This is a genomic window from Pantoea sp., from assembly GCF_039594315.1.
GTDB lineage: Bacteria > Pseudomonadota > Gammaproteobacteria > Enterobacterales > Enterobacteriaceae > Pantoea.
Window position 1 is genome coordinate 14,796 of record NZ_JBCNNP010000029.1, and the last position, 22,886, is coordinate 37,681.

Sequence of the window (22,886 nt, forward strand, 5' to 3'; positions counted from 1 at the left end):
GGCTTACATAAAAATGCGCTTACATCAATTCGGTCTTTAATCCTGCCTGGATCAGAATCTCTACGTCCGAATGCTGATTTTGCCAAACGTGATATTCGATTCCTGAAGAGGTAATGGTTCCATCAGCAATCACCCATTCATCGGCATCAAAATTTTCCAACTGACGGGCAAGAATGGCACTGTCTCCTGCATTCCCCTTCACCTGAATTTGTTTTTTATCATCATCAATGAACAAAGTTTGCTGCCCGAGTGCCAATACATCTGCGGCACTAATAGTCAGTTGGTTATCACCTTGCCCAGTTAAATCGATAGTGTTAATGCTGGCTAAGCCTTGATGTAGTTGGGTCAAATCCAGTGACTGATGGCTGCCGGTGACGTTCAGCGTAGCAAGCGTAATGGGTGCTTGCTCGTCCAGTGTTACACCGCTGATCGCCGTACCATCCCATTCAGCCTCAGCAACAATATTTTCAATGGCAAAGGTCGACGATTTACTATCAATAGTAATGACGAAGTTGGGTGACCAGGCGCTGACGTTGCCGGCTTTATCGGTATATCTAATGTGAACATGCCATGTTGCATCATAAAATGGCGTCGAGGGTTGCCATGTCCATGTGTTGTCCTGAGAAATATTTGACACCGTAGCCGAACCTAACCAGGAGCCATTACTGAGTCCGTACTCAATGGTAATAACGGCGCCTTTCTCAATTTTGCCTTCAAATATTGGCGTTTTATCTTTCGTTTTTCCTCCAGAAAGCATGTATCCGCCACCAATACCAAAATCGCGATATACCCTATCAATCACTGGCGCTGCTGCGACTTTATCTAAAACTACGTTTTTGCTCAGTTCAGTAATCAGCTTATATTTACTATCAAGCACCTGAATTTTGTAAGTCCAGTTGCTTGAATGAGCGCTGTTATCTCTTACTGTCCATGTCAGGCCATTGATTGTAGCGTCCGTCCAATTGCTGCCGTTCCATAAACTGAGCTTCTCACCCACTTCAAGCGGCTTACTCAACGTCCCGGTGACATCCCTGCCCGCTGTGCCATCGTTAGTAATAAAATCAGTTTGGCTGACGCCGGTGTCTTTATCCATTTTGCTAAATTTGATGACAAGGGGATCAGCATAGATGAATTCCCAATTGTCGGAAGAGGAGCTGAGGAAACCTTCCATCCCCATTTTTACGTTGATTTTGTGTAAACCTACACTCAGCCCGCCACCGTATTCCCACTCCCACGCTCCGCTGGCATCTGCTTTCACGCTATCAATCAGTTTCGCACCGTCATAGATATACACAGTGCTTTTAGGGTGCGCTTTACCCGCAAATTCTGGGCTATAGTCGGCACTAGTTGCGCCAGAAGGCAGTGGAATGTTTTTAACGTCATCAAATGCACTTTCAATCGTCGGAGGCGCAACGATGGTGATAGGAAAATAAATCCCGGTTGAAGCAAATATACTAACGTTCACCTCTCCCAATGGCAGGACAACATCCGGCTTCCATTCCCATGTACCATCGCTTGAAATGGTGACGGTCTTCGAGGCTAAGGTCTTGGTTCCATTTTTACTCACAAAAGCCAAATCAATTTGTTGATTGGGCGTGCCGGTGCCTTTTAGCGTAGGTTGACGATCATCACTAAAGCCTTCCTTGGGAACTACGTCACTGCCACCAAAATAGTCCCAAACCTCATAAGTGAAAGGTTTTACTAACGTGACAGTCTGCTTAAATGCTGGAGATGCATTTCCGGCAATATCAATAATTCGAACCTGATATTCCCAATCGCTGGTATGCGCTTTGTTATCGGTGAACTTCCAACTTTGCTCAACTGATATAGCTGTTTGCCAGGTTTTTCCTTTATCCAACGAATATTGTATTGTTTCACCTGTTTCCAGCCGCCTGGCGAGGGACCCTTCAACTAAGCGATTTTTACTACCATCGCTGGTAATCCAGTCGCGTGCATGGGCGCCATCATCCTTTTCCATCAATTCGAATTTTAACGTATTGTCAGACGGCGTGTTGTCCAGAACGACCGTAAATTCTTTCTCTGGCGACACACTGCCGTTGCCGTCGACAACGCGTAGCTTATACACCCAGTTGTTGCTGTGGGCGGTGGCGTCTTGCGCCTTCCAGTTCTGTCCGGTGACGGTGGCATTTATCCATGCGCTGCCATTCCAAAACTGCAACGTTTCACCAGCGACCAGCGCGCGGCTGATGGCACCGATGACTTCACGATTGGCTGTTCCATCATTGGTGATGAAGTCAGTCTGGCTAAAGCCAGTATCTTTTTCCATCCGTGTCAGTGTGAAGCTGATTGGCTGTAAGCTGACGTATTCGAATTCCCACGGCTGGGAGAAGTCGCTTTTAAAGTCTCCTTGCTCCATCTTCACCGTAATGCTGTGCTTGCCCTCTGCATGGCCACTGGCATGTTCCCACTCCCATGCACCGCTGGCATTGGCGGTAACGCTGGCGATGAGTTTGCCGTTATCGTAAAGGTAAACCAGGCTGCCGGGCAGCGCGCTGCCGTACAGGCGCGGCGCGCTGTCGTCGGTTTTTGCCCCATTGGCCAGCCACTCTGTTATCGCTCCAGCGTTATCGAAGGCTTTATCAATGGTCGGAGGCTTAACCAGCGTGAGGTCATACACGTTAGAGTCAACACCTGACGATGAGATGACCGCATAGCGTACACTTCCGCTGGTTATTTGTGTGGGTTGGGTCCAGGTCCAGCTGCCATCGGCTTGGACATCGACGGTGCCCACTTTGATAATATTGTTACTGCCATACTTTGCCCAGACTTCAAGCTGTGAATTTGGCTGGCCGGTTCCGACCAGACGCGGCGTAAGGTCATCGCTGTAACCTTTGTTTGGTACTAAGCGAATGTCACCGACGTCATCCCAGATTTCAGTGATGACGGGCGCAATATCGGCCAGCGTCACCGTCTGCTTCACCGGCGTAGTGACGTTGCCAGCGATGTCGGTGATGCGTATCTGGTACTCCCAGTCGTCAGTGTGCGTCACGTTGTCGATAAAGCTCCAGTGGTTAGACGCATCCACGCTGAGTGCCAGCCAGGTTTTGCCGCCGTCCAGCGAATACTCGATGATATCGCCCGTATCCAGCGCATTGCTCAGCGTGCCCTGCACGGTGCGTCCGGCGCTGCCGTCGGTGGTTTGCCAGTCATCCGCCACGCCGTCGTCCTTGCTCATGCGGATAAAGCTGACCTGCACGTCGGACGGCGTGGTGTCGAGGATCACCTGGAAATTTTGCTCCGGCGAGCTGTCGCCGAGGCTGTTCACCACGCGCAGCTTGTACTCCCAGTCGGCGCTGTGCGCGGTGCCGTCCTGCGCTTTCCAGCTCATACCGCTGACGGTGGCATTAACCCACTTGCTGCCGTCCCACAGTTGCAGGGTTTCGGACGCGGCGAGCGCGCGGCTGAGCGTACCGGTGACTTCGCGGTTAGCTGAGCCATCTTTGGTGATGAGGTCGGTCTGGCTGCTGCCGGTGTCCTTTTGCATGCTGGTGAGGTTAAAACTGACCGGCTGCATATTGACGTATTCAAACACCCACGGAGTTGAGAAGTCGCTGATAAAAGCGCCTTGCTCCATTTTTACCGTGATGCTGTGTCTGCCAACGCTCATGCCGGTGGCATGTTCCCACTCCCATTCTCCGCTGGCGCTGGCGGTAACGCTGGCAATCAGTTTGCCGTCGTCGTAGAGGTAAACCAGGCTGCCGGGCAGCGCGCTGCCGTACAGGCGCGGGGTACTGTCATCGGTGGCGTCGCCGTTTGCCAGCCAGTCGCTGATCTGCCCGGCGTCGTCAAAGGCTTTATCGATAGTCGGGCCGGCGACCAGATTAATGGTGATCTCATCCTGCAGCTCGTAAGCACTGTTGAGCAATTCAAAGGTGAACTGACCCGGTTCCAGCGGAATGCCCGGCGTCCATTCCCAGGTGCCATCCGCTTTTACGATAACGGGCTGGCCCACAACGGCGCGACCAAATTCGTCAGTGTAGCTCAGCATGAGGGTGGCGCCAGGTTGTCCGGTGCCTTTGAGCGTTGGCGTCAGGTCGTCGGAATAGCCGTTGGCTGGCACCCGATCGTTGCCGCCGACGTTGTCCCACACTTCGGTGATCGCTGCTTTAATATCAGCCAGCGTCACCGTCTGTTTCACCGGCGTAGTGACGTTGCCGGCGATGTCGGTGATGCGTATCTGATATTCCCAGCTGGCGGTGTGCGCTGTGCCGTCAGTGAAGCTCCAGTTGTTAGACGCATCCACGTTGAGCGCCAGCCAGGTTTTGCCGCCGTTCAGCGAATACTCGATGATATCGCCCGTATCCAGTGCTTTGCTCAGCGTGCCCTGCACGGTACGTCCGGCGCTGCCGTCGGTGGTTTGCCAGTCATCAGCCACGCCATCGTCTTTGCTCATGCGGATAAAGCTGACCCGCACGTCAGACGGCGTGGTATCGAGGATCACCTGGAAATTCTGCTCCGGCGAGCTGTCGCCGAGGCTGTTCACCACGCGCAGCTTGTACTCCCAGTCGGCGCTGTGCGCGGTGCCGTCCTGCGCTTTCCAGCTCATACCGCTGACGGTGGCGTTAACCCACTTGCTGCCGTCCCACAGTTGCAGGGTCTCGGACGCGGCGAGCGTGCGGCTGAGCGTACCGGTGACTTCGCGGTTGGCGGAGCCATCTTTGGTGATGAAGTCGGTCTGGCTGCTGCCGGTGTCCTTTTGCATGCTGGTGAGGGTAAAACTGACCGGCTGCATATTGACGTATTCAAACACCCACGGAGTTGAGAAGTCGCTGATGAACGCGCCTTGCTCCATTTTTACCGTTATGCTGTGTCTGCCGACGCTCATGCCGGTGGCGTGTTCCCACTCCCAGTCGCCGCTGGCGCTGGCGGTAACGCTGGCAATCAGTTTGCCGTCGTCGTAGAGGTAAACCAGGCTGCCGGGCAGCGCGCTGCCGAACAGGCGCGGGGTGCTGTCGTCGGTGGCGTCGCCGTTTGCCAGCCAGTCGGTAACCTGTCCGACGTCGTCAAAGGCTTTATCGATAGTCGGGCCGGCGGTTAAATTGATTGTGATCGGATCGGATATCAGAAACGTTTTCGTCAAAACATCAAAGGTCACCTCACCCGGACGCATCGGTGCGGATGGCGTCCATTCCCATGTGCCGTCGGCTTTAACCACGACGGCACCAATTTTGTTACTGGCATGTTCTCCTGTGTAAAAGGCATAAATATCGAGTGTTGAGCCAGGCTGCCCGGTGCCTTTGAGGGTTGGCGTCAGATCATCGGTATAACCGTGATCCGGTACTAAATCGTTGCCGCCAACGTTGTCCCACACTTCGGTGATCGCCGGTTTAACTTCTGCCAGCGTCACCGCCTGCTTCACTGGCGTATTAACGTTGCCAGCGATGTCAGTGATGCGGATCTGGTATTCCCAGCTGGCGGTGTGCGCCCCGTTGTCGGTAAAGCTCCAGTTGTTGGCAAAATCCACGCTAAGCGCCAGCCAGGTTTTGCCGCCGTCCAGCGAATACTCGATGATGTCGCCCGTATCCAGCGCTTTATCCAGCGTGCCCTGCACGGTACGTCCGGCGCTGCCGTCAGTGGTTTCCCAGTCATCCGCGACGTCATCGTCTTTGCTCATGCGGATAAAGCTGACCTGCACGTCGGACGGCGTGGTGTCGAGCATCACCTGATGGCTTTGCTCTGGCGTCACGTTACCGGCGCTGTCCATAACGCGTAGTTTGTATGCCCAGTCGGTGCTGTGCGCGGTGTCGTCCTGCGCTTTCCAGCTCATGCCGGTGACGGAGGCGTCCACCCATTTGCTGCCGTCCCAAAACTGCAACGTCTCGGATGCTGAAAGTGCGCGGCTAAGCGTTCCCTCCACCTGGCGGCCCGCCGTGCCGTCTTTGGTAATGAAGTCGGTACTGCTGCTGCCTGAGTCCTTATTCATATGATCAAAAGTGAAGCCTACCGGTATCAGACCGGTGGAAGTCCATTTGACGTTGTCGATGTGGAAGCCGTAGTCGCCGACACCGGGTTCGTCGCCGGTGATCAGCTCGGCGCGGGCAATCAACGTACCTGCGGGGGCGGTAAAACTAAGGGTTTTAATATCAAACTGCTTCGCGGTGACCGAACCGGTATAAAAGAGTTTTTCGCTGCCAATTAACGTGCCGCTGGCGTCGTAAAAGTTAATCACGGTGGCGCTGTTGTGCAGGGCAAAGTAGTCGAAGCTGAATTCGCTCATGCCCTGCGAGCCGAGGCTGAAGTTGATGGTGCTTTTCTCGCCGACCAACAGGGTTTTGGAGTTGTAGCCGAACCAGTTGAACTCGGCGATTTCGAGGCGGCTGTTGTCATTCTGAATAATCAGGCCGGCTTGGGTTTCGAGCTGTGCGCCGGAGCTGATGCGCTGAATGCGCTCGGTGTCAAAGCGCTCTTCCGGCAGCGGAGTGGGATCGGTGGCCTGCGTGGTAAGAGCGGCTATCGGCGCTTCGCTGCTGGCAACGGATTGGTACGGCAGTTCGTCCTGCTCTGTACCGTAAGGATTGTAGCGACTTTTGTTAAAATCCATTTTTCTTGACCATTCAAGTTAAGTAATGGCCGATATCCTAAATAGGCAGAGAAATTAGGCCGTACAGACATGTCTGGTATCAGGAAAATATATTTTTACGTCGCTCGCTTAAGAAATGATGAGTTAGGTAAAAGATAAACACGTGCTGCGGAACAGGTCTCCGCAGCGCGCTTAGTGTGATTATTGATTGATCAGGTTGGTTGTGACGCCGTTCTGCACTAACAGTTCGGCGTCAAGGGAGCTGTGTTGCCAGACGGTGTAAACCACGCCGCCGACCGTGACGTTGCCGCTGCTGCTCCAGTCGCCCACGTCGCCGTTATCCGGCAGCAGGTCGGAGAGGTTCACTTTGTCGCCGGTGTTGCCCTTAATCATCATCTGCACGTTACCAGAGATATTGAACAGATCTTTGCCGCCCTGTTGCAAAACATCGCCCAGCGACAGGTTAAGCGTGTTATTACCGCTGCCGGTGATATCCATCACTTCCACTGACTGAATTTTGCCGAGGAAGGTGGTGAGATCGAGCGTCTGATTTGCTCCGGACAACTTCAGCGTGTCGATGCCGCCATTACCGTTGAGCATCTGAATTTTACTCAGATCGCTGACGTTATTAACCACAAAGATATTATCGAGGTTATCACCTACAGAAATTAAATCACCATTCACCACGGTTTGTACGGTTGCAGTTGGCAGTATTTTATCGTCATAGAGATAGAGATTGAGATTATCAATGGTAATCGCATCGCCTGTCGATGCTGGATAAAACCAGATTGTTGAGAACTCTTTTCCTGCTGGTAGTGTGACGGTTACATTTTGGCTTTTCCCATAAACTTGATATACATAATGAGTGTGCACGATATTCAAACCATCATAAAAATCGATGCGTATATTGCCGTAGTCCAAATCTTTTATTTCAAAGGTTGCCTTGTGGCTTTTTTTTCCCTGATTGAGTTCTAGCTTCATTGGCTTACCAAAAAAACTTAGCCCTAATGTATTCGTGGGATATTGCGAGCCTTGCCCTGCGGCATAGCTGGTCACGCCATCCCAACCCGAAGAACCCAGCCAAGTCATTTGAAATAGACCAAAATCATACGGCTTGCTGGCAACGGGATAACTAAGCGCCGGCGTTTTTTCAAAGTCGAAGAACAATGCGGTGCGGGAGAAGTAGTCCGACTTATTACCATGAACATCAGCAAACGCGGCACGATATTCCGCTGAATAAGGGATGTTTGCAGGCAGCGTAACAATTGCCTGGCCCGCCTGAATATCGGCAGCGGTAAGCGTGTAAAAAGCATTTTTGCCGTCGATATGAACAATCACTTTATCGCCAGCCACTACATTGCTGTTTTTAAGGCTGACCGTCAGTCTATCGCCTTCGCGATTAATCAGTTCCGGTGCGTTAGGTGGGGTGGTGTCCATCTGAATCTGGTGCACGCTTCCCTCAGTGATATTGCCTGCCTTATCGGTGATGCGGGTCTGCACCGCCCAGTCGGCAGCATGTATGGCGTTATCCTGCCAAACCCACTTATTGCCATCAATCAGGGCGTCATGCCACGTGCGGCCCCCGTCACTGCTGACTTCGACCCGCACGCCAGTTTCCGTGGTGCTGAAGGTGCCCCAATAAATGCGTCCTGCACGGTCGTCGTTGGTGAACAGGTTCTGCACGTCAAATCCGCTGTCCTTGCCCATGCCGGACAGGTCAGTGGCGTCAGGTGGTGCGAGGTCAAGCACCACGTTTTGCACTTGCTCATGGAAGGGATCGCCTCCCGCGTTGACGACGCGAAGCTTATACTGCCAGTCAGCGCTGTGCGCGGTATTATCCTGCGCCTGCCAGTTGAGGCCGTTTACGTCAACGCTGACCCAGCGGGCGCCGTCCCACATTTCCAGCGTCTCGCCGGCATTCAGGGCGCGGCTCAGGGTGCCTTTCACCCTGCGTCCGGCGGAGCCGTCATTGGTGATGAAATCCCTGTCGCTGACGCCGCTGTCTTTTTCCATCTGCTCGAAGGTGAAGCTAATCGGCGGCGGCGGCAGCAGCACGACAGGCTGGCTGACCGGCGCGGTGATGTTGCCGGCGACGTCGTTGATGCGTACCAGATATTCCCAGTTGTTACCGTGAGCAGCGGGGTCGCTGAATGACCACTCAAGCCCGTTCAGGTTTGCTATTTGCCAGGTGATGCCGCCATCCAGCGAATATTCAACGGCGTCACCGGGATTGAGCGCACGGTCAATCTTCCCGTACACCTGACGATTGGCGGAGCCATCGGTGGTTCGCCAGTCGGCGGCGACACCGTCGTCCTTCTCCATGTGGTCAAAAGTGATGTTTACCGGCGACGACGAGGTCAACACGACGTTCTGGTACGCTTCTTCAATAGTGTCGCCGGTGACGCTCAGCACGCGGACTTTATAAGTCCAGTTGGCGCTGTGCGCGCTGGCGTCCTGCGCCTGCCAGTTGAGGCCGCTGACAGTGGCGGTGACCCAGTCGGTGCCGTTCCAGAACTGTAAGGATTCACCGGTGTTGAGTGCGCGGCTGAGCGTACCTTCGACCAAGCGCCCGGCTGAACCATCCCGGGTAATGAAGTCGGTGTCGCTGGCACCGGTGTCTTTTTCCATCTGCTCAAAAGTCAGGCTGATGACCAGCGGCAGCAGCACGACGTCCTGAACGGTAGGCTCATTGACGTTGCCGGCGATATCGGTGATGCGTATCTGATAGTCCCAGTCGGCGGCATGTGCGCCGCTGTCGGTAAAGGACCAGTTCAGGCCGTTGACGGTTAAGTTCTGCCACGTTTTGCCGCCGTCGGTGGAGTATTCGATAACGTCGCCGACACGCAGCGCCTTGTTCAGCGTGCCTTCAACCCGGCGGCCGGCGCTGCCGTCGGTGGTGCGCCAGTCGTCGGCCACGCCGTCGTCCTTGCTCATGCGCGTAAAGGTGATTTGCACGTCGGACGGCGGCGTCAGCACCACGTCCTGATGCTGGTCTTCGAGGGTGCTGCCGCTGGCGTCAACCACCCGCACCTTGTAGGTCCAGCTGGCGGCGTGCGCGGCGCTGTCCTGCGCTTGCCACGTCAGGCCGTTCGCGCTGGCGGCCACCCACGTGCTGCCGTTCCAGAACTGCAGCGTTTCGCCTGGATTGAGCTCGCGGCTCAGCGTCCCTTCCACCAGGCGGCCGGCGGAGCCGTCTTTAGTAATGAAGTCGGTGCCGCTGGCGCCGGTGTCCTTCTCCATGCGGTCAAAGCTGAGGGTGACGGCGCCGGGCAGCAGCACCACGTCCTGTGTCACCGGCGCGGTGACGTTGCCGGCGATATCAGTGATGCGCACCTGATAGTCCCAGTCCTCATCGTGGCTGCGGTTATCAGTAAAGCTCCAGCTCAGGCCGTTCACGATAAGTTTCTGCCAGCTTTTGCCGCCGTCGAGGGAGAACTCAATAATGTCGCCAGCGTCCAGCGCGCGGTCGAGGTGGCCAGTCACGGTGCGCCCGGCGCTGCCGTCGGTGGTTTGCCAGTCGTTGGTGACGCCGTCATCCTTGTCCATCTGGTCAAATATGATCTGCGCAGGCGGCGGCGTGATGTCGTAAATCACTTTATGGCTCTGTTCGGGCGTGACGTTACCCGCGTCATCCACGACGCGCAGCCGGTATTCCCAGTCGGCGCTGTGGGCGGTGGCGTCCTGCGCCTGCCATTTCTGGCCGTTTACCGTGGCGCTCACCCAGTTCGAGCCGTCCCAGAACTCCAGCGTTTCGGAGGAGGCGAGGGTGCGGCTGAGCGTGCCCTCAACTTTACGCCCGGCGCCGCCGTCTTTCGTGATGAAGTCGGTGGCGCTGGTGCCGGTGTCGCGCTCCATGCGGTCAAAGGTGAAGTCCACCGGCAGCAGGCCGGCGGCGGTCCATTTGACGTTGTCGATGTGGAAGCCGTAGTCGCCGACGGCGGGCTCGTCGCCGGTGACCAGCTCGGCGCGGGCAATCTGCTTACCGGCGGGCGCGGTGAAGCTGAGGGTTTTGATATCAAACTGCTTCGCGGAGACGGAGCCGGTGTAGAGCAGCTTTTCGCTGCCAATCAGGTTGCCGCTGGCGTCGTAAAAGTTGATCACAGTGGTGCGGTTGTGCAGGGCAAAGTAGTCGAAACTGAACTCGCTCATGCCCTGCGAGCCGAGGCTGAAGTTGATGGTGCTTTTTTCACCGACCAGCAGGGTTTTGGAGTTGTAGCCGAACCAGTTGAACTCGGCGATTTCGAGGCGACTGTTGTCGTTCTGGATAATCAGGCCGGCCTGGGTTTCGAGCTGTGCGCCGGAGCTGATGCGCTGAATGCGCTCGGCGTCGAAGCTTTCCTGCGGCAGCGGAGTGGCGGCGGGCGGTGCGGCAGGCGCTTCGCTGCGGGCCGCGGGCTGATACGGCAGTTCATCCTGATAGGTACCGTAGGGACTGAGGCGGTTTTTGCTGAATTCCATTTTTCTGACCATTAAGAGGGAATAATGGGCGGTATCGTAAACAGGGCGGGGAAATGCGCCGTACAGATATGTCTGGTATCCGACGGATATATTTTTTCAGCAGGGGCTTAAGAAATGGCGGAAGAGGGGAACCGGCTAAAAAGGCGGCCTGAAAGGCCGCCCTTACATTTATGCTGCTTCACTCGCTCTGGAATTGCTTTTAATCTGCGGCTTTGGGGCCGACAGCGCTTCCGGGGCAAAGTCATCGACGTTAATCGCTTTCAGGCGGCTGGCTTCAGCACGAATCAGCACCTGCGCTTCACTCTCATCAATCCAACCTTGCTGCAATGCACGCTGTGCAAGCGCATCCAGGCGGGTAAACGACAGATGTTTTTTCTGCTGTTGGCACAGACGATCGTGGATCACTTCCGCCGCCATCACATCCTGCAACGCTTGCTCTAACTGACCTGCCGGGTTGTGTGCGCTTGGCGTCAAATACTGTCCGCGACCTAAACGAGTACGCGTAGCCGAAGGCAGTTGCAGCAGTTTCGCCAGTTTGTGATCCAGTTTGTCAGATGGCGCCGGGCAATGTTTGCCACCGGCGAAAATCACCATGCGCAGCGTACCGGCCACCATACGATTCGGGAAGTTACGCAGCAGATCGTCCATTGCCACTTCGGCCTGATGCAGCGCATCCTGCACGCCCCAATGCACCAGCGGCAAATCAGCTTCGTTGCGGCCTTCATCGTCATAACGTTTCAAGGTGGCAGAGGCTAAATACATCTGGCTCAGTACATCGCCGAGACGCGCCGAGATGCGCTCGCGGCGTTTCAAACTGCCGCCCAGCACCGCCATTGATACATCTGACAGCAGCGCAAGGTTGGCGCTTAAACGGTTGAGGTGCTGATAGTAGCGGCGCGTCACATCGCGGGTTGGCGTGGCGCTGGTACGACCGCCGGTTAAGCCCAACCACAGGCTGCGCACTTTGTTGCTGCCAACGTGACCGATATGACTAAACAGCGCACGGTCGAAGCTGACCAAATCGTTTTTCGCCGCGGCGTTCATCTCTTCCAGCACCCAAGGATGGCAGCGGATTGCGCCCTGGCCGAAGATGATCATGCTGCGCGTCAGAATGTTGGCACCTTCCACGGTGATGGCAATGGGTGCGCCTTGATAAGCACGCGCCAGGAAGTTGTTTTCGCCCAGCATGATGCCTTTACCACCGGCGATATCCATCGCATCGATAATCGCGCGTTGACCGCGATGGGTGCAGTGATACTTCACAATCGCCGACAGCACCGCTGGTTTTTCGCCAAGCATAATGCCGCTGGTGATCAAGGTGGCTGCCGCATCCATGACGTAAGCGTTACCGGCAATACGCGCCAGCGGTTCCTCAATCCCTTCCATTTTACCGATAGACACTTTGAACTGGCGGCGAATGTGCGCGTAAGCACCGGTCGCCAGCGCAATGCTTTTCACGCTGCCGGTTGAGTTGGATGGCAGAGTAATACCGCGTCCGACGGACAAGCATTCCACCAACATGCGCCAGCCTTGACCGGCCATTGACGGGCCACCGATGATGAAATCGATCGGTACGAAGATATCTTTGCCGCGCGTTGGACCGTTTTGGAACGGCACGTTGAGCGGGAAGTGGCGCTGACCGATCTCCACGCCCGGCGTGTGCGTCGGAATTAAGGCACAGGTGATGCCGAGTTCTTCGGTATCGCCCAACAGGTGATCGGGATCGGAGAGCTTAAACGCCAGGCCCAACACGGTAGCAATCGGTGCCAGCGTAATGTAGCGCTTGTTCCAGGTGAGGCGCATGCCCAGCACTTGCTGGCCTTGCCATTCTCCCATGCACACCACGCCAGTATCGGGGATGGCACCAGCATCGGAACCCGCTTCCGGGCTGGTCAGCGCAAAACACGGAATCTCATCGCCGCGCGCCAGACGTGGCAAGTAGTGATCTTTCTGCTCATCGGTGCCGTAATGTTGCAGCAGTTCACCTGGGCCGAGGGAGTTCGGTACGCCAACGGTGATCGCCAGAATGCCCGAAACGCCCGCCAGTTTTTGCAGCACGCGCGCCTGCGCATAAGCGGAGAATTCCAGGCCGCCGTACTCTTTTTTGATGATCATCGCGAAGAAGCGATGTTGTTTGAGGTACGCCCACAATTCCGGTGGCAAATCGGCCATTTCATGGGTGATTTCGAAGTCATTTGCCATGCGGCACGCTTCTTCGACCGGCCCATCAATAAAGGCTTGTTCTTCTTCTGTCAGGCGCGGTTGCGGATAGTTATGCAGTTTCTGCCAATCTGGTTTGCCGCGGAACAGATCTCCTTCCCACCATGTGGTACCGGCGTCAATCGCCTCTTTTTCGGTGCGTGACATCGGCGGCATCACTTTCTGGAAACTGTGCAGCGCCGGTTTAGAGAACATACTGCGGCGCATCACTGGCAGGTTGAATGGCAGCAGAATGATCGCCAACGGCAGCAGCAGCCACGGCGTCCACACGCCAGCCGCCGCCAGCGCGCCGGTCCACAGCAGCAGAATCACGCTGCTCAAACGCAGGGAAATTTGGTGGTAGAACAAGACGCTAAGCAGAATCAGCGTCGCAATGATTGAGGCAACCAGCATAATGAAGCGCTCCGTAAGTAGTAAGAGGTCTGACCTGTTATGCTGTAGGTTTAGAATAGCGGGCGAAATTTAGCAATCTGTTTACATCGCAATTACAACAGAACTCACAAAATCGATGTACACGCCGCAACGTCTGCCAAACTTTCCCCAAAGGTCGCGCTTTTCCACCTTGCAGGCGCTTTGCGGCATTGCCCCATTCCGTTAAACTTGCGGGGTCAATCTTTCCTCTAAAGGACATCCCTATGTATCAGGACATTATTCGCTCAGAACTCAATGAAGCCGCCGATACGCTCAATAAGTTCCTGAGTGACGAAGCCAACATTCATGCCATTCAGCGCGCTGCGGTGTTGCTGGCCGATAGCTTCAAAGCAGGCGGCAAAGTGCTCTCCTGCGGAAACGGCGGCTCACATTGCGATGCGATGCATTTTGCTGAAGAGCTGACTGGGCGCTATCGTGAAAACCGTCCTGGCTATCCGGCGATTGCCATTTCTGATGTCAGCCACCTTTCGTGCGTTAGCAACGATTTCGGCTATGACTATGTGTTCTCACGCTATATCGAAGCGGTAGGCCGTGAAGGCGATGTGCTGCTGGGCTTATCCACCTCTGGAAACTCCGCCAACATCATCAAAGCGATTGAAGCGGCACGCGCCAAAGGGATGAAAGTGATCACTTTGACCGGTAAAGATGGCGGCAAAATGGCAGGCACAGCGGATATCGAAATTCGTGTGCCACACTTCGGTTATGCCGATCGTATTCAGGAGATCCACATCAAAGTGATCCACATCCTGATGCTGTTGATCGAAAAAGAGATGGTTAAGTAATGACGTGTTCCTCCTGCAATGCGCAGGAGGTTCTAACTTAAGGCGGTTGCTATGTGCGAATTGCTCGGGATGAGCGCCAATGTCCCCACGGACATCTGTTTCAGTTTTACCGGTCTGGTGCAGCGTGGCGGTGGAACCGGGCCGCACAAAGATGGTTGGGGCATCACCTTCTATGAAGGCAAAGGCTGCCGCACTTTTAAAGATCCGCAGCCAAGCTTTAACTCGCCGATTGCCCGCTTAGTGCAGGAATATCCCATCAAATCGCATTCGGTGGTGGCGCATATTCGCCAGGCGAATCGCGGTGAAGTGTCGCTGGAAAACACCCATCCGTTCACGCGTGAATTGTGGGGCCGCAACTGGACTTACGCCCACAACGGGCAGCTGAAAGGTTATCGCCAGCTTGAGACCGGTTCATTCCGCCCGGTAGGTGAAACCGACAGCGAAAAAGCCTTCTGCTGGATTCTACACAAACTCGCTGAACGCTATCCACGCACGCCAGGCAACTGGCCCGCGGTATTTCGCTATATCGCCGAATTGGCGGCAGAGATGCGTGAGAAGGGCGTGTTCAACATGTTGCTATCGGATGGACGTTATTTGATGGCGTTCTGCTCGACCAATTTATACTGGATTACGCGCCGCGCGCCGTTTGGCAAAGCCACGTTGCTCGATCAGGATGTGGAGATTGATTTTCAGCAGCAAACCACGCCGCAAGATGTGGTGACGGTGATTGCCACGCAACCGCTGACAGGGAATGAAACCTGGCACCGGATAGTGCCAGGCGAGTGGGCATTATTTTGCCTGGGTGAGCGCCAGGAATGATTTCGAGGCAGCATCCGGTGTGGAAATTACCGGCGTGCTGTTCACCGCATATTGGCCGGTTGCCGTCACATTCACCGTTGGCGGCACGCGGTACTTCGCAAAGTAGGCATAACCTGGTTGCAGTTCACGCCAGAAGTTAATGTACGTCGAGTATTTGTGACGTTCCATATTGCTGTCAGTCATGCGGAACGGATAGATGTTCACCTGAATTTCCTGCTGACCATTACGCAACGCTGCGTTGGTGTAGGTGAAGATCTCATCCATTGACGCATTAGTCATCGCGTAGCAGCCAATTGATACGCAATCACCGTGAATCATTAAATAGTTGCCGTCATAGCCTTTAGCGCGATCGTATTGGTTTGGGAAACCGGTATTAATGGCGCGATAAAAACGGCTGTCCGGTTTTAATTGGTTCAGCTTGACGTTATAAAAGCCTTCCGGACTTTTAAAATCGCCCTGACGACGTTTAGGACCTAAACCGCCAGAGAAATTACAAATGCGATAGCTGTCCAGCAGACGATATTCATTACCGATTTTGCCGTACAGTTCCAGCGTACGCTCTTCCTTGAAAATCTGAATAAACACCGGGGTGCCAATCAGTTGTTTCTTTAGCTCTTTGCTCACCGGAGCCAGCGGTTGCGTAGGCTCGGGGTTCATTGCCCAGCTTAGGACCGGCATAAAGATCATCGCAAGCAATAATGCGATTCTGCCCATTCTGTAGATACCTTGATGTGAAGAGAAACGATGACGCTAAGCGTCAGGGTATTGCATTATCGGAAATATCCGCTATCGCAGCGCAACATTAACATTGTCTGGCTTTTAATCAAGCCAGTGTCCGAGAAAATGGCGCGTTCCTAAAGGGAATACGACCAGAAATTTGTAAACTTTAATCTCTCTCTCAACAATTATTGCCGATATTTTTCGCTGCTGTATACTTATCCAGTATTCGGAGGGCGTATGCGCAAAATTATTCATGTCGATATGGACTGCTTTTTCGCGGCGGTTGAGATGCGCGACGATCCCTCTTTGCGTGACATTCCCATCGCCATTGGTGGCAGCCGGGTGCAACGCGGCGTGATCAGTACCGCCAACTATCCGGCGCGTAAATATGGCGTACGCAGCGCGATGCCCACGGCGATGGCGCTGAAACTCTGCCCACATCTGCGTTTATTGCCTGGCCGCTACGATGCTTATAAAGAAGCCTCGCGCCAGATTCGCGATATCTTCTCGCGCTACACCGCGTTAATTGAGCCGCTATCGCTGGATGAAGCTTATCTGGATGTCACCAACAGCCTGCATTGTCAGGGATCGGCGACGCTGATGGCGCAGGCGATTCGTGCCGATATCCTGCGTGAAACCGGTTTAACCGCTTCCGCTGGCATTGCGCCGATCAAGTTTCTCGCCAAGATCGCTTCCGATCTCAACAAACCCAACGGTCAATTTGTTATCACGCCACACGCGATGCCCGATTTTTTACTCACCTTGCCACTCAGCAAAATTCCCGGCGTTGGCAAAGTGGCCACTAAAAAACTGGAAGAGATGGGCTTACGCACTTGCGCTGATGTACAGCGTGCCGATTTGGCGTTGCTACTCAAGCGCTTTGGCAAGTTTGGTCGCGTGCTGTGGGAACGCAGCAACGGTATTGACGATCGCGATGTGGTGGTGGAGCGCGAACGCAAATCACTCGGTGTTGAACGCACGCTGATGGAGGACATTCACAGCTGGGATCAGTGTCTGGAAATAATCGATTTTCTCTATGCCGAGTTGGATCGCCGCCTGACGGCGATTAAGCCCGATAAGCAGATTGCGCGGCAAGGCGTAAAGCTCAAGTTCAACGACTTCCAGCAAACCACCCAGGAGCATGTTTGGTCGGTTTTGAATAAAGACGACATGATCGCCGTGGCACGCCAGGCGTGGGATGAACGTCGCGGCGGACGTGGTGTGAGGTTAGTGGGATTGCATGTGACGCTAGTGGATCCGCAGTTGGAGCGGCAGTTGCTGTTGGGGTTGTGAGGTGGTGCGAATGTGCTCGCATTCCCTCACCCCAGCCCTCTCCCGCAAGCGGGCGAGGGGGCTGATCGAGAGTGGTAATAAATGCGTGCTTAAGTTCAAAAGCGCACTGAACGGTCCCCTCTCCCACTTGTGGGAGAGGGTTAGGGTGAGGGAAACCTTACTTCTTACCGACCTTTGCCTCTAATGTCGCAAACCACGGCGCGATAAAATCGCTGTTCTCGCCCCAGCCTGGGATGATCTTATTCAGCGACGCCACGTTAACCGCGCCTTGCTGGGCATTCAGCTGTTGCTGTGAAATCGCCGCTGCTTTGAACTGATACGTCGCCGGTGTCGCTTCGCCGCCAATCTTATTCGCCACCAGACGCATATTCACTGCACCAATGGTTTTCGGATCCACCGCTACCGTCTGCACCCACGGGCTGTTTTTCTCATGCATCAACTGCAAATCCTGGTTGGATACATCGATGCTATACAATTTGATCTCGGTACGACCATTCTCCTGCAACGCTTTATACGCGCCCTGGCTGAAGGCATCCCACGCGCCCCAAATCGCATCGATTTTGCCTTTTGGGTATTTCGCCAGAATCGCGCCAATCTTGTTGGCGGTATCGCCTTGCACGTCAGAAGAGACCGCACCAATCGATTCCAGCTGGTGAATGCCTGGATTCTCTTTCAATACTTTTTCATACACCACCTGACGACGTTCCATTGGCGGGAAGCCTGCCACCCATAGCTTGACGATATTCGCCTTGCCGTTGAAATCCTTAACGATCTGTCCCAGCGATTCTTGTGCCAAAGAGGCATCATCTTGCGCGGTAACCGTGACACCGTTAACTGGCGTATTCACCGGCGTATCAAACACCGAAAGCTTAATGCCCGCAGCGGCGATACGTTGCACCAGCGCCGTGGCGTACGGATCTTTGCCGTGCGACAGAATGATGCCGTCATATTTTTGGCTGATCGCCTGATTGACGAAATCCTGGAAACGCGCATCGTCACCGTTACTCAGAAAGGTACTGACCTTGAAGCCCAGCTTGCGGCCTTCCTGAATCGCACCCGCGACAAATTGCGTGGTGTTATCGTCGGATCCGAGGTTACGGATGATGGCGATGCGTACCGGGCCGTCGTGGTTAGCGATTACCGCCGGAACATCCGCGGCAGCGAAGGCGGCGCTGGCGTTAAGCAGGCTAACAGCCAGCAGCGAAAGGGTGATTTTTTTCATTATGATCTCTTTCTGATTAAACGCGCCTTAGCGGCGCTGAATGTAGGTAATCGCTAGCGCCAGCGCCAGCACCAAGCCTTTGATAATGTCCATGGCGTAATAGGGCACCGACAACATCACTAAGCCGTTTTGCAACACACCAAGAATCACCGCGCCGACTAGCGTTCCGAGCGCGTTAGGTTTGCCGGAACCGGCCAGTGAGAAACCGATCCACGCGGCAGCCACCGCATCCATTAAATAGCCGCTGCCGGCATTAACTTGCGAAGAGCCGATACGCGACGCCAGCAAAATGCCGCCCAATCCCGCCAACAGCGAAGCCAGCACATAAGCCAGCACGCGATAACGCGTGGTGCGAATCCCCGACAAACGCGCCGCTTCTGGATTGCCGCCCAGCGCATACATTCGACGACCGTGTTTAGTCAGCGACAGCGCCAGTTGCGCCACAATCGTCACCACCAACATGATGATCACGATGGTCGGCACCTGACCGAGCAAGCCAAATGCCGCTGGAATCGTGCCTTCGGCCATGTCGCCGCTCGGCAGCACCATGTTCTCGGTGATCGAGCCGCCAAAGCTGTAGGTCATCGCCACGCCTTGAATCACAAACAGCGTGGCGAGCGTAGCCAGCATGTCGGGAATGCGCAGAATCACAATCAGGAAGCTGTTGAACAAGCCGACCAAGGTACACAGCAACAAGGTGATGATGATGGCTTCGGTAGTACCAAAGCCGTGCCAGACAAACAGCGAAATCACCAGCGCATTCGCCAGCGAGGCGGTGGAACCCACCGACAAATCAAAACCGCCGACCGTCAGTGAAATCGACACGCCAATCGCAATCACCGTGACGATGGCAATCGAGCGCAGGATGTTGATGATATTGGTTGGCTCAAGGAAGCTGTCTGAAGCGAGGCCAAACGCGGCGATCAGAATCACCACCGTCAACAACATGCCCCATTTATAGAGGAAATCGAAGATTTGATGACGCAGAGCAGGCTGCGTGTTTAGGGCTAATTCTTTGCTGCTCACGCAGGGGTTCCTCCGGTGGAATAAAGCAGAAGTGTCTCTTCGGTGGCCTCACGTCCGTCCATCTCAGCCACAATGCGCCCGTCCCAAAGCACACAAATGCGGTCGCATAAGCCGACCAATTCAGAAAACTCGCCCGAGGCATAAATAATGCCTTTGCCTTCGCGCGCTAAGCCGTCGATCAAATTAAACAGTTCGGTTTTGGCTTTGATATCCACGCCTTTCGTCGGCTCATCAAAAATCAGCACATCAGCGTTATTGCGCAGCCATTTGCCGATCGCCACTTTTTGCTGATTGCCACCCGACAAACGACGCAAGGTTTGCGCCGGTCCGGTGGTGCGGATATTCAGGCGTTGAATCACCTCTTCCGCCCAGCGCCACGCCTGACGATGACCGAACAGACTCCAGCGCGAGAAACTGTTATCGGCGCTGACGCTCAGATTCATGCTTACCGGTTCATCGATGAAAATACCTTCTTTGCGCCGCTCTTCCGGCACCAAAGCCATGCGGTTTTCCACCGAATCATGCGGTGAGCGCGGTCGCCACGCTTTGCCGTGCAGTTCGCCATGCGCCACCCGACTTTTGCTGGCACCAAACAGCGCTTTGCATAATTCGGTTTTGCCAGCACCGGCTAAACCGGCGATGCCGAGAATTTCGCCTTTATGCAGACGCAGCGAGATATCCTGCAGCAGCGCATCGTCGTGTAAGCCAGCAACCGCCAGTAGCAGTGGTTGAGTGCTGCGTTCGCGCCGCGCCGGATAAACATCATTGAGCTGGTGGCCCAGCATCTTCTCGACGATCTGTTCGCCGCTTAACGCTGTCATCGCACAGCTCTCGATCGGCCGACCATCGCGTAGCACTGTCAATTGATCGCAAATGGCTTTGAGTTCGTGGATGCGGTGCGAAATGAATACCACGCCAATGCCGCTGGCCTGCAAACGGCGCACTACGGCAAACAGGCGCTCGCTTTCGTGCTGATCGAGCGGGGCGGTAGGTTCATCGAGAATCAGGAAGCGGCAGTGATGTGATAGCGCGCGCGCCAGCAGAATTTGTTGCTTTTCCGCCAGCGAACAACGTTCCACCAGACGATTGACGTCAATCTGCACCTCCAGCTGCGCCAGCAAGGCACGCGCCTGACGGCGGATCTCTGCCCAGTTGTAGACATGGCCGGGTTCAGCTAATTGGTCGAGCAGAATGTTTTCCGCCACGCTGAGTTGCGGCACCAGCGCCACGTCAACTTCCTGCTGTACCAGATGAATGCCGAGCTTTTTGGCATCACGCGGTGAGCGAATGGTCACTGGCACGTCATCCAGCCGAATTTCCCCGCTGTAATGATGGTGAGCACCCGCCAGCACCGCCATCAAGGTGGATTTTCCTGCGCCATTCGCGCCGGTCAGCGCATGCACCGATCCGCCTTCGGTGAGAAAATTCACCTGCGACAGTGCGGCAAAACCGCCAAAAGCGATGGAGATATTACGCATCTCCAGGCGGTTGATGGCGCTCATTGGGCTGGACCTATGATGAAAGGAGTTGGGCGCATTTTTTCCTGAACCCTCACGCGGGGCAACGATTGAAAGCGCATAAGCTAGCACGGAATGTTATTAGCCATCCAGACATCTGGATATAACGATGGCTAAAACTGGCGGGTGCGTCAGCGCTGGTGAAATGCATGGGTGATAAAGACAATTCTTAGAGGAATGTGCTGGTGATTGGCATTGCATCGAAAACGGGAGTCGCCATTAATGGTGACCAAACAATCTGGACCCGTAGGCATAAAAAAACCAGGCCGCAGCCTGGTTCTCATCATCGCGTTAACTTACGCTTTTTCCGGCACCACGTTAAGCAGCGCGGTCAGCAGTTTCCAATACAGACCTACGCTCTCAATGTGCACCTGCTCATCCGGCGAATGCGGGCCAGTGATGGTAGGTCCAATTGAAACCATATCCATATTCGGGTACGGCTTCTTGAACAGACCACACTCCAGACCGGCGTGAATCACCTGAATGTTCGGCGTTTTGCCAAACAGCGCTTCGTAAGTTTTACGCGTCAACGCCATCACTGGTGAATCTGCATCCGGCTGCCAGCCTGGGTAGCCGCCTTTCGGTGCGCTTTTCGCGCCAGCCAGATCGGCCAGTGAAGTCAGTACTTCGACCACCCAATCTTTGCCGGTATCGATCAGCGAACGAATCAGGCAGATGATTTCGGCATTGTCGTTATCCATGCTCACCACGCCGACGTTCAGCGACGTTTCCACCACGCCTTTCGCCACGTCTGAATTGCGAATCACACCGTTTGGCGTGGCGTTCAGCAGATTCAGGAAGCGATCGCGGCTGTCGCTGCTCAGCGCCTGGCCCTGATGCGACAATGACTCGGTCACCACCGCGATGTTCTTCTCTTTAATGCCCAGCTCATTCAACAGCGTGGCCTGGAAATGTGCCGCAGCAGATTTCAGAGCATCCACTTTATGGCTATCAATTGCCAGCGTGGCGAAGGCTTCACGCGGGATAGCGTTGCGCAGCGTGCCGCCGGTGAATTCAATCAGACGTACATCGAGTTCCGCCGCGTGCAGTGCGAGGAAGCGCGCCAGCAGTTTGTTGGCGTTGCCGAGACCAAGATGGATATCGGCACCCGAGTGGCCGCCTTTCAAGCCTTTCAGCGTCAGCTTCAGCGTCTCAAAACCGGCTGGAACGGCTTCACGCGTCAGCGGCAAGGTGGTGATGAAGTCGATACCGCCAGCGCAACCCATATAGATCTCACCTTCCTCTTCGGAATCGGTGTTGATCAGGATATCGGCCTGCAACCAGTTCGGCTGCAAACCAAACGCGCCGTCCATGCCCGATTCTTCGGTCATGGTCAGCAGCACTTCAATCGGGCCATGCGTCAGGCTGTTGTCAGCCAACACCGCCAGCGCAGAAGCCATGCCGATGCCGTTATCTGCACCCAGCGTGGTGCCGCGCGCTTTCACCCATTCGCCATCGACATACGGCTGAATTGGATCTTTGGTGAAGTCGTGAACGGTGTCATTGTTTTTCTGCGGCACCATATCAAGGTGCGCTTGCAGCGCCACCGGCGTGCGTTTTTCCATGCCAGCAGTAGCAGGTTTACGAATCAGGATGTTGCCGACCTGATCGCGCTCAACCCAGAAACCTTGCTCTTTGGCCCAGCCAACAACGTACTCGGCCAGGGCTTCTTCGTGGTAAGAAGGGTGTGGAATGGAACAGATTTTGGCAAAAATATCCCACAGCGGTTGGGGTGAAAGATGCGACAATTCAGACACCATGCGTCTCCTGTGTCAGCGCGGCGGACAGACCGCTCGCACGCGGGTTTCCAGTAAAAATCGTCGTCAGCACATCTGACGTGATGGGCCTGAGAATAT

Annotated in this window: 11 protein-coding genes; 3 read left to right on the plus strand and 8 right to left on the minus strand. The window is 54.9% G+C overall.

Annotation, left to right across the window (positions count from 1 at the left end; all coding sequences use genetic code 11):
* Positions 1-19: 19 nt before the first annotated feature.
* The 3 genes from ABDW13_RS15800 to fadE form a co-directional block, all read right to left on the minus strand.
* The gene (locus ABDW13_RS15800; RefSeq protein WP_343553505.1) at positions 20-6,562 is read right to left on the minus strand and encodes an Ig-like domain-containing protein; all 6,543 of its coding nucleotides are present in this window, start codon (positions 6,560-6,562) and stop codon (positions 20-22) included.
* A gap of 180 nt (positions 6,563-6,742) precedes the next feature.
* On the minus strand, positions 6,743-10,999 hold the full coding sequence (locus tag ABDW13_RS15805; protein WP_343553506.1) for a hypothetical protein: 4,257 nt from the start codon (positions 10,997-10,999) through the stop codon (positions 6,743-6,745).
* 168 nt (positions 11,000-11,167) lie between these two features.
* Positions 11,168-13,612, minus strand: a complete 2,445-nt coding sequence (fadE, locus tag ABDW13_RS15810; protein ID WP_343553507.1) for an acyl-CoA dehydrogenase FadE — start codon at positions 13,610-13,612, stop codon at positions 11,168-11,170.
* Positions 13,613-13,854: 242 nt separating this feature from the next.
* On the opposite strand from fadE, the gene lpcA reads away from it, so the two are divergent.
* Positions 13,855-14,433 carry a D-sedoheptulose 7-phosphate isomerase gene (gene lpcA, locus ABDW13_RS15815; protein WP_343553508.1) on the plus strand — a complete coding sequence of 193 codons (579 nt, stop codon included), beginning with the start codon at positions 13,855-13,857 and terminating at the stop codon, positions 14,431-14,433.
* A gap of 51 nt (positions 14,434-14,484) precedes the next feature.
* A complete protein-coding gene (locus ABDW13_RS15820; RefSeq protein ID WP_343553509.1) occupies positions 14,485-15,252 on the plus strand; it encodes a class II glutamine amidotransferase in 768 nt (255 codons plus the stop codon).
* Here ABDW13_RS15820 and dpaA read toward each other — a convergent pair.
* Positions 15,223-15,966, minus strand: coding sequence for a peptidoglycan meso-diaminopimelic acid protein amidase (gene dpaA, locus ABDW13_RS15825; protein WP_343553510.1), 744 nt, complete (start codon positions 15,964-15,966; stop codon positions 15,223-15,225). The two genes, ABDW13_RS15820 and dpaA, sit on opposite strands and share 30 nt — an antisense overlap.
* A 243-nt stretch (positions 15,967-16,209) precedes the next feature.
* On the opposite strand from dpaA, the gene dinB reads away from it, so the two are divergent.
* Positions 16,210-17,265 (plus strand): DNA polymerase IV, encoded by a 1,056-nt coding sequence (gene dinB / locus ABDW13_RS15830; RefSeq protein WP_343553511.1) that lies wholly within the window; start codon positions 16,210-16,212, stop codon positions 17,263-17,265.
* A 157-nt stretch (positions 17,266-17,422) separates the two neighbouring features.
* On the opposite strand, the gene ABDW13_RS15835 is transcribed toward dinB, so the two are convergent.
* The 4 genes from ABDW13_RS15835 to pepD all read right to left on the minus strand — a co-directional run bounded on the left by ABDW13_RS15835 (position 17,423) and on the right by pepD (position 22,787).
* The gene (locus tag ABDW13_RS15835; RefSeq protein WP_343553512.1) at positions 17,423-18,487 is read right to left on the minus strand and encodes a sugar ABC transporter substrate-binding protein; all 1,065 of its coding nucleotides are present in this window, start codon (positions 18,485-18,487) and stop codon (positions 17,423-17,425) included.
* 27 nt (positions 18,488-18,514) lie between these two features.
* Positions 18,515-19,513 carry an ABC transporter permease gene (locus ABDW13_RS15840; protein WP_343553513.1) on the minus strand — a complete coding sequence of 333 codons (999 nt, stop codon included), beginning with the start codon at positions 19,511-19,513 and terminating at the stop codon, positions 18,515-18,517.
* Positions 19,510-21,015: a sugar ABC transporter ATP-binding protein gene (locus ABDW13_RS15845; RefSeq protein WP_343553514.1), complete on the minus strand. Its 1,506-nt coding sequence runs from the start codon at positions 21,013-21,015 to the stop codon at positions 19,510-19,512. The genes ABDW13_RS15840 and ABDW13_RS15845 overlap by 4 nt, the downstream gene beginning before the upstream one ends.
* Positions 21,016-21,326: 311 nt before the next feature.
* Complete coding sequence (pepD, locus tag ABDW13_RS15850; RefSeq protein ID WP_343553515.1) at positions 21,327-22,787, minus strand: beta-Ala-His dipeptidase; 1,461 nt, start codon at positions 22,785-22,787, stop codon at positions 21,327-21,329.
* Positions 22,788-22,886 lie beyond the last annotated feature (99 nt).

What these genes read in the sequence shown, in the direction of transcription:
- fadE (WP_343553507.1), bottom strand. Translation starts at nt 13,612, where the DNA reads ATGCTGGTTGCCTCAATCATTGCGACGCTGATTCTGCTTAGCGTCTTG.
- ABDW13_RS15805 (WP_343553506.1), bottom strand. Translation starts at nt 10,999, where the DNA reads ATGGAATTCAGCAAAAACCGCCTCAGTCCCTACGGTACCTATCAGGAT.
- dpaA (WP_343553510.1), bottom strand. Translation starts at nt 15,966, where the DNA reads ATGGGCAGAATCGCATTATTGCTTGCGATGATCTTTATGCCGGTCCTA.
- lpcA (WP_343553508.1), top strand. Translation starts at nt 13,855, where the DNA reads ATGTATCAGGACATTATTCGCTCAGAACTCAATGAAGCCGCCGATACG.
- dinB (WP_343553511.1), top strand. Translation starts at nt 16,210, where the DNA reads ATGCGCAAAATTATTCATGTCGATATGGACTGCTTTTTCGCGGCGGTT.
- ABDW13_RS15835 (WP_343553512.1), bottom strand. Translation starts at nt 18,487, where the DNA reads ATGAAAAAAATCACCCTTTCGCTGCTGGCTGTTAGCCTGCTTAACGCC.
- ABDW13_RS15820 (WP_343553509.1), top strand. Translation starts at nt 14,485, where the DNA reads ATGTGCGAATTGCTCGGGATGAGCGCCAATGTCCCCACGGACATCTGT.
- ABDW13_RS15800 (WP_343553505.1), bottom strand. Translation starts at nt 6,562, where the DNA reads ATGGATTTTAACAAAAGTCGCTACAATCCTTACGGTACAGAGCAGGAC.
- ABDW13_RS15845 (WP_343553514.1), bottom strand. Translation starts at nt 21,015, where the DNA reads ATGAGCGCCATCAACCGCCTGGAGATGCGTAATATCTCCATCGCTTTT.